Raw genomic sequence first — 6,992 nt, forward strand, 5'->3', positions numbered from 1 at the left:
AGTGAGTGAAGTCGTAGTTCTGATTGCTACGAGTCCACTACGAGCGGTTCGGGTGCACGCGGGGGAAAGGGACTACGCATGCACGTGGCGAAGAAGCCCAAGAAGGTCGGTTCGTGGCACGCGGTCGGGGCGGTGCTGGCGCACTGCCGGAAGCAAGCCCGGCTCACGCAGGAGCAGTTCGCCGAGCTGGCGAACATTCATGTGGACACCGTGGGGTCCATTGAGCAGGGGAGGTTGGCGCTTCAGCCGGACAGAGCCGAGCAGTTCGATGAACTGCTGGGGACGGGCGGGGTGTTGGCCGTGCTGGTGGCGAAGATGCCGGTGCGGGAGAAGATCGTGCAGTTCGCGCAGGGGCTGGTGGATCACGAGCAGGAGGCGGTCAGCTTCCTGACGTACGAGACTCTGGTCGTTCCGGGTCTTCTCCAGACGCCGGACTACTGCCGGGCCGTTTTCGACTACCGGTATCCGGCACTGGGCAGCGAGACGGCCGATCAGTGGGTCCAGGCTCGCATGGAACGGCAGTTGATCTGGCAGCGAGAGCAGCCGCCCGTGGGTCACTTCATTCTGGAGGAGAGCATTCTGCGGCGGCCAATGGGCGGTCCGGAGGCCTGGCGCGAGCAGATCCGGCAAATCCTGGAGCTCACCCGGCCGGTTCACATGAGCATTCAGATCATGCCCATGGACAAGACGCCTCACGCGGCACTGGGTGGCCCCATGGTGCTGCTTGAGACGCCGGAGCACGAAAGGCTGGTCTACCTGGAAGTCCAGCGGGCCAGTTTCCTCGTCGATGACCGAGAAGAGGTCAGCTACTACCACCACAAGTATGCGATGCTGCGATCTCAGGCGCTCTCCTGCGAAGAGAGCGAGTGCCTCCTGAAGGAACTGCTAGGAGAGTCATGAGCACCGCAGCACTGGCATGGTTCAAGTCCAGCTACAGCAGCAGCGAGGGCGGCAACTGCGTCGAGGTGGCCACCCACACCTCGGCCGTCCACGTCCGTGACTCCAAGGCCCCCGACGGCCCCGTCCTCACCGTCTCCCCCACCACCTGGAGCGCCTTCCTCGGCCGTATCCCCAGCTGAAAAAAACCGCTGGATCCTCGCCCCGGGCCCGCATAGCCTGCCCCCATGTCCAGCCCCGAAGCCTCCAGACTCCGGCCACCGGCTCTCCGGTGGCTGCTCGTGGTGCCGGGCTGATCAAGGCCCGTTCCCTTTCAGGGCTCACTCCGCTGCCGGACGGCCGTTCAACGTGCCGTTTTCGACTTCGACTTCGGGTTGCGGAGTTTCTTCATGCCGTTCGCTCTCTATCTGCTGGGCGTCGCCGTGTTCGCGCAGGGGACGTCCGAGTTCATGCTGTCCGGGCTGGTGCCGGACATCGCGCGGGATCTGCGGGTTTCCGTGCCGGCTGCCGGGGCGCTCGCCTCTGCGTTTGCCGTGGGGATGGTGGTCGGGGCGCCGGTCATGGCCGGGCTCGCGCGGCGGTGGTCGCGGCGGGGGGCCTTGCTGGGGTGTCTGGGTGTGTTCATCGCCGTCCATGTCGTGGGGGCGGTGACCGACAGCTTCGGGGTACTGGTCGTCACGCGGGTCGTGGGGGCGCTGGCCAACGCCGGTTTCCTGGCCGTCGCCCTCGTCGCGGCCGTCCGCATGGTCGAGCCGGATGCCAAGGGGCGGGCCACGTCCACCCTGCTCGGCGGAGTCACGCTGGCCTGTGTGGTGGGGGTGCCCGCCGGGGCGGTGCTCGGCCAGCTCTGGGGGTGGCGCGCGGCGTTCTGGGCGGTGGCGCTGGTGTCCGTGCCCGCCGTGGTGGCCGTGGTGCGGTCCGTGCCGGGTGGTTCCGCCGACTCCGCGCGGCCCGCCCTGCGCGGTGAACTGCGGTCACTGCGCAGCGCCCGGCTCCAGGTCACGCTGCTCCTCGGCGCCCTCGTGAACGCCGCCACCTTCTGCACCTTCACCTATCTCGCGCCCCTGGTCACCAAGGTGACGGGGCTGGAGCGAGGGTGGGTGCCCGTCGTGCTCGCGCTGTTCGGGGCGGGGGCGTTCGCGGGGGTCGGCGCAGCGGGGCGGTTCGCTGATCGGTGGCCCGGGGTGGTGGTGATCGGGGGCGGGAGTGCCCTGTGCCTCGGGTGGGGTTCCTTCGCGCTCGGTGCCGGGACACCGGCCGTGGCGCTCGGGCTCGTCTTCGTGCAGGGCGCCCTGTCCTTCGGTGTCGGCTCCACGCTCATCTCCCAGGTGCTGTACGCGGCTCCCGGTGCGCCCACGCTGGGCGGTGGCCTCGCGACGGCCGCGTTCAACGTGGGCGCGGCACTCGGGCCTTGGCTGGGCGGTACGGCCATCGGGGCCGGGCTCGGGTACCGGTCGCCCCTGTGGGTCAGCGCCGTGCTGGTGGCGCTGTCGCTGGGGGTGGCGGGCCTCGCGGCTGGTTCGGGCGGCCGCCGCGCTCGGGGCGCGGGCGAGGGAGCACGGGCGGCATCGTCCTGCGCATGACTGGCCCGCCCCGGGCCAGTGATACACGACTCACCATCACCTCGTACCAAATCGGCGAGGTCCGCCTCGTCGGGACAGCCCCTCGGCCCCTCGGCTCCGCGGCCGCCGCTCGCGCCCGATCACCTGAGGACCGGCATCGACGGATGCCGGTCCGGCCGGACGGCGATATCGGGGCGCGCGCCCAGGTCGTGCTCGGGCATCATCGACGCCATGAACGCCACGCCCCGACCTGGTTCCGGTTCCGGTTCCGCATGGGTCGCCCTCGCCTCGTACGAGATCCGGAAGGGGCGCCTTCAGCCCCTGGCCGCCACTCGCGCCTGACTGCGTGAGCGCGGCATCGACTGGATGCCGTTCGCGGCGGGCGAGGTCCGTTGGGATCGTGTGTGTGCGCCGGGAAGCGACGGGCACTGGCGGGCGTGGGTCACGGTCCATGTCGATGCCGCTGCCCTGTGGCGGCTCGGGTTGCATCCCGGTCAGGCGAGCGCGGTCGTCGACGGCGCCTCGCCGCCCGGCTGGTGGCATGCCGCCGGGGAGCGGTACGGACGGGAGCGCTGGGGCGTGAGGCGCGTGTCCTGATCCGGGTGTGGCCGGAATTGGCCCCTTGCCCGTGCGCTCACGGGATCCACATAATCCAGCAACACAATTGACCGGCGCATGTCACAGAGAGCCGCACCCATCACCGTCTCTCTGCCTGTCATGCCCCTGACGTCTCAGCGCTCTCCACGTTCGTATGTCCAACCCCCCACGGAAGGCATCACGTTGAAGAAGCTCCTCACCGCGCTCAAGAGATGCGCGGTCCTCGGCGCAGCCGCTCTCGCGATCGTCAGTCTTCAGCCCGTCTCGGCCGCGAACGCGGCCGAGACGCGCGTCGTCGGCGGGACCCGTGCCACGCAGGGCGAGTTCCCGTTCATGGTCCGGCTCTCCATGGGCTGTGGCGGCGCGCTCTACACCCAGCAGATCGTGCTCACCGCCGCGCACTGTGTGGGCTCGACCGGCGCCAACACCAGCATCACCGCCACCGCCGGCGTCGTGGACCTGCAGTCCACCAGCGGCCGGGTGCAGGTCCGCTCCACCTACGTGTACCGGGCCCCCGGCTACAACGGCACCGGCAAGGACTGGGCGCTCATCAAGCTCGCCCAGCCCATCAACCTGCCGACGCTGAAGATCGCCACCACCACGCAGTACAACACCGGCACCTTCACCGTCGCCGGCTGGGGCGCGGCCCGCGAGGGCGGTGCCCAGCAGCGCTACATGCTCAAGGCCAACGTGCCGTTCGTCAGCGACGCCCAGTGCCGTTCCTACAGCGGCTACAGCGGCCTCGTCGCGAACGAGGAGATCTGCGCCGGCTACCCCTCGGGCGGCGTCGACACCTGCCAGGGCGACTCCGGCGGCCCGATGTTCCGCCGGGACGCGAGCAACGCGTGGATCCAGGTCGGCATCGTCAGCTGGGGCATAGGCTGCGCCCGCCCGAACGCCCCCGGCGTCTACACCGAGGTCTCGACCTTCGCCTCCGCGATCGCCTCGGCGGCGGCCGGTCTCTGACCTGCCAGTGCCTCTGATTCTTCAGTGCTGCGGGCCCGGCGTCCTCGGACGCCGGGCCCGTGTGGTGTTCCACGCCTACGGCTAGTGCTGTGACCGCATAGGTTCGCCGGGTCGGCGGTCGTGGCGGTTGCATGTGCGGTGACATCCGATCCGACCGCTGGAGGCGCGGTGGCCGAGCCCGTCCGTGTGCGCAGACTGACCGACCACGAGGGGCAGAAGCTGCAGCAGATCGTGCGCCGGGGCAGCACGAGTTCGGTGCGCTACCGGCGGGCGATGATGCTGCCCGCCTCCGCTGGAGGGGGCACCGGCAGCGGATGATCAGGCGGATCCCGGCCGGCCCGCGGAGCGGGTATGTGCGGCGCTGATGTGTCCTCGGACGCCCGCTTCCACCAGGTCGTCGGTATGGAAGGTGCGGCGGTAGGAGGCGGGTGAGACACCGAAGGCGGTGCGCATGTGGGCGCGCAGGGAGTTGGCGGAGCCGAAGCCACAGCGGTGGGCGACCAGGTCGATGGACAGGTCGGTGGTCTCCAGCAACTGCTTGGCCAGTTCCAGGCGTTGCGCGGTGAGCCACTGCACGGGGGTCATGCCGACCTCGTCGCGGAAGCGGCGGGTGAAGGAGCGCAGGCTCATCCGGGCGTGTTCGGCCAGGCGGTTCAGGGAGAGGGGTTCGCCGAGGTGTTCCAGGGCCCAGGCGCGGGTGGCGGTGGTGGTGGCGACGGTGGGTTCGGGCACCGGGCGGTCGATGTACTGGGCCTGGCCGCCGTCCCGCCAGGGCGGGACGACACACGCGCGGGCGGCGCGGTTGGCGGCGGCGGCGCCGTGGTCGCGGCGGATCATGTGCAGGCACAGGTCGATGCCGGCAGCGACGCCCGCGGAGGTCAGGACGTCGCCGTCGTCGACGAAGAGGACCTCCTCGTCGACCTTGACGCGGGGGTAGGCGCGGCGGAACTCGGGGGCGAGGTTCCAGTGGGTGGTGGCGGGCCGGCCGTCGAGGAGGCCCGCGGCGGCCAGGACGTAGGAGCCGGTGCAGATGGACACCAGGCGGGTGCCGGGCCGGATGCCGGCGATGGCCGCGGTGACCTCGGGCGGCAGCGGGCCGCCGCGGCCCAGCTCGGGCATGGCGTGCGTGGGCGGGACGATCACGGTGTCCGCGGCGGCCAGGGCCTCGGGACCGGCCGCGGGCTGCACGGTGAACCCGGCGTCGCTGAGGACCGGGGCGCCGTCGGCGGTGCAGACGGTGACCTCGTACAGCGGGCGTGAGCCGGCGTCCAGGACGCTGCCGAAGACGCGGGAGGGGATGCCGAGTTCGAAGGGCGGGACGCCGGGCAGGGCGAGGACGGCGATGCGGTGCCGCCCGGCCGCGTCGGCGCTCGGGTCGGGGCGGGGGTCGGTGCACGGCCACTGCATCTCGCTCATGGCCAGATCCTGTCACATAGTGGCCAGACGGCCAACACCATGGTGGGGGCGGGTGCCGGATCGTGGACTGCGTCGCGCCGGGAAGGGCCCGGGCGGCCGGTATCCGATCAAGACGGAAAAGAGTGAGGCGGACAGCATGCGTGCGGTGGTCGTGGAGCAGTGGGGCGGACCGGAGATGCTCGTGGAGCGTGAGGTCGCCCGGCCCGAGCCGGGACTGAACGAGGTCCTGGTGCGGGTCCACGCGGCCGGTGTGAACCCGGTGGACTTCAAGACCCGGGCCAGCGGGGCCCTGATCGAGTGGGGCGAGGTCCCGGCGGTCGGCTGGGACGTCTCCGGCACCGTGGAGGCCGTCGGACCGGGCGTGGGGATGTTCCGCCCCGGGGACGAGGTGTACGGCATGCCGCTGTTCCCGCGGCAGGCCGGCGCCTACGCCGAGTACGTCGTCGCCCCGGCCCGTCACCTCGCGCCCAAGCCGGCGAACCTCACCCACGTGCAGGCGGCGGCGCTGCCGCTGGCCGCGCTGACCGCCTGGCAGGCCCTGGTGGACACCGCCGGGGTGCGCGCCGGTGAGCGGGTGCTGGTGCACGCGGCGGCCGGCGGGGTCGGCCACCTGGCCGTGCAGATCGCCAAGGCCCGCGGCGCGTACGTCATCGGCACGGCCAGCGCCGGCAAGCACGACCTGCTGCGGCAGCTGGGCGCGGACGAGGTGATCGACTACCGCACGGTCCGCTTCGAGGACGCCGTCGGGGACGTGGACGTGGTGCTGGACGGGCTCGGCGGCCAGAACGCCGAGCGGTCCCTGACGGTACTGCGCCCGGGCGGCCGGCTGATCACCCTGCCCGGCCCCGCCGACGTCCCCGCCGACGTCCCCGGCCACGTGCGGGCGGTGTGGATGCTGGTCGAGCCCGACCACCTGGGTCTGCGCGAGATCGCCGCCCTGGCCGAGCGGGGCGCGCTCACGCCCGTGATCGAGACCGTCGTCCCGCTGGCCGAGGCCGCGAAGGCGCACGAGATCGGCGAGCAGGGCCGCACCACCGGGAAGATCGTCCTGAGCGTCGCCTGACGCCGGCCGCCCCGGCCGGGTCGGCTACGGGCAGGCGGAGCGGGACCGGAGCCCCGGGACCGACCGGTCCCCGGGTTCCGGGCACGGCCGAACGGGACGGGGCGGACCTGCGGGCACGGCCGGCTGCTGTGCCGTGACCCCGCTGACGCCATGTGCGGCGAACAGTTCGCGGGCTGCGGTCATGATGCGCTCACGCTTGGCCTGCTTGGCCCGCTCGCGGCGCCCGATCGGCATGTGACCGCGCCCCAGGGGACCTCCCTTGCGAATAATACTGAGCAGACTCATAATTGAGTGCAATCGGATTAATGGAGTGGGGCTAGGCCCCATGTCACGCCGAATTGGCTGATCTGACCTCACCCCTGGATAAACAGGATGAAGACAAGGAGTAGCGCCCCATGCGAGCGTTCGTAGTCACCAAGTACAAGGAGCCGCTGCAGGAGGCGGACGTCCCCGAACCCACCGTGGGGGAGCACGACGTGCTCGTCCGGGTG

Annotated in this window: 7 protein-coding genes and 1 pseudogene; 7 read left to right on the forward strand and 1 reads right to left on the reverse strand. The window is 71.2% G+C overall.

All coding sequences use genetic code 11. The annotated features are described in order from the left end of the window. Positions 1 to 78: 78 nt before the first annotated feature. The 6 genes and pseudogenes from ACTMVF_RS31320 to ACTMVF_RS31345 form a co-directional block, all read left to right on the forward strand. On the forward strand, positions 79 to 900 hold the full coding sequence (locus ACTMVF_RS31320) for a helix-turn-helix domain-containing protein (protein ID WP_441274449.1): 822 nt from the start codon (positions 79 to 81) through the stop codon (positions 898 to 900). Next, positions 897 to 1,079, forward strand: a complete 183-nt coding sequence (locus ACTMVF_RS31325; protein ID WP_441274450.1) for a DUF397 domain-containing protein — start codon at positions 897 to 899, stop codon at positions 1,077 to 1,079. The genes ACTMVF_RS31320 and ACTMVF_RS31325 overlap by 4 nt, the downstream gene beginning before the upstream one ends. Before the next feature lie 207 nt (positions 1,080 to 1,286). Beyond that, the gene (locus ACTMVF_RS31330) at positions 1,287 to 2,480 is read left to right on the forward strand and encodes a Cmx/CmrA family chloramphenicol efflux MFS transporter (protein WP_441274451.1); all 1,194 of its coding nucleotides are present in this window, start codon (positions 1,287 to 1,289) and stop codon (positions 2,478 to 2,480) included. Positions 2,481 to 2,825: 345 nt separating this feature from the next. Then, entirely contained in the window at positions 2,826 to 3,056 is a 231-nt protein-coding gene (locus tag ACTMVF_RS31335) for a hypothetical protein (protein ID WP_441274452.1), read from the forward strand. Positions 3,057 to 3,239: 183 nt separating this feature from the next. Continuing rightward, on the forward strand, positions 3,240 to 4,022 hold the full coding sequence (locus ACTMVF_RS31340) for a S1 family peptidase (RefSeq protein ID WP_441274453.1): 783 nt from the start codon (positions 3,240 to 3,242) through the stop codon (positions 4,020 to 4,022). 168 nt (positions 4,023 to 4,190) lie between these two features. Continuing rightward, positions 4,191 to 4,322, forward strand: a pseudogene (locus tag ACTMVF_RS31345) (IS630 family transposase); the annotation flags it as partial. An 18-nt stretch (positions 4,323 to 4,340) separates the two neighbouring features. Here ACTMVF_RS31345 and ACTMVF_RS31350 read toward each other — a convergent pair. After that, positions 4,341 to 5,429: a GlxA family transcriptional regulator gene (locus ACTMVF_RS31350; RefSeq protein WP_441274460.1), complete on the reverse strand. Its 1,089-nt coding sequence runs from the start codon at positions 5,427 to 5,429 to the stop codon at positions 4,341 to 4,343. Between the two features lie 145 nt (positions 5,430 to 5,574). On the opposite strand from ACTMVF_RS31350, the gene ACTMVF_RS31355 reads away from it, so the two are divergent. Continuing rightward, entirely contained in the window at positions 5,575 to 6,501 is a 927-nt protein-coding gene (locus ACTMVF_RS31355) for an NADP-dependent oxidoreductase (RefSeq protein ID WP_441274454.1), read from the forward strand. Positions 6,502 to 6,992: the final 491 nt, after the last annotated feature.

This window comes from Streptomyces sp. SD31 (assembly GCF_052068475.1).
Classification (GTDB): Bacteria; Actinomycetota; Actinomycetes; order Streptomycetales; family Streptomycetaceae; genus Streptomyces.

What these genes read in the sequence shown, in the direction of transcription:
- ACTMVF_RS31355 (WP_441274454.1), top strand. Translation starts at nt 5,575, where the DNA reads ATGCGTGCGGTGGTCGTGGAGCAGTGGGGCGGACCGGAGATGCTCGTG.
- ACTMVF_RS31330 (WP_441274451.1), top strand. Translation starts at nt 1,287, where the DNA reads ATGCCGTTCGCTCTCTATCTGCTGGGCGTCGCCGTGTTCGCGCAGGGG.
- ACTMVF_RS31350 (WP_441274460.1), bottom strand. Translation starts at nt 5,429, where the DNA reads ATGCAGTGGCCGTGCACCGACCCCCGCCCCGACCCGAGCGCCGACGCG.
- ACTMVF_RS31320 (WP_441274449.1), top strand. Translation starts at nt 79, where the DNA reads ATGCACGTGGCGAAGAAGCCCAAGAAGGTCGGTTCGTGGCACGCGGTC.
- ACTMVF_RS31335 (WP_441274452.1), top strand. Translation starts at nt 2,826, where the DNA reads ATGCCGTTCGCGGCGGGCGAGGTCCGTTGGGATCGTGTGTGTGCGCCG.
- ACTMVF_RS31325 (WP_441274450.1), top strand. Translation starts at nt 897, where the DNA reads ATGAGCACCGCAGCACTGGCATGGTTCAAGTCCAGCTACAGCAGCAGC.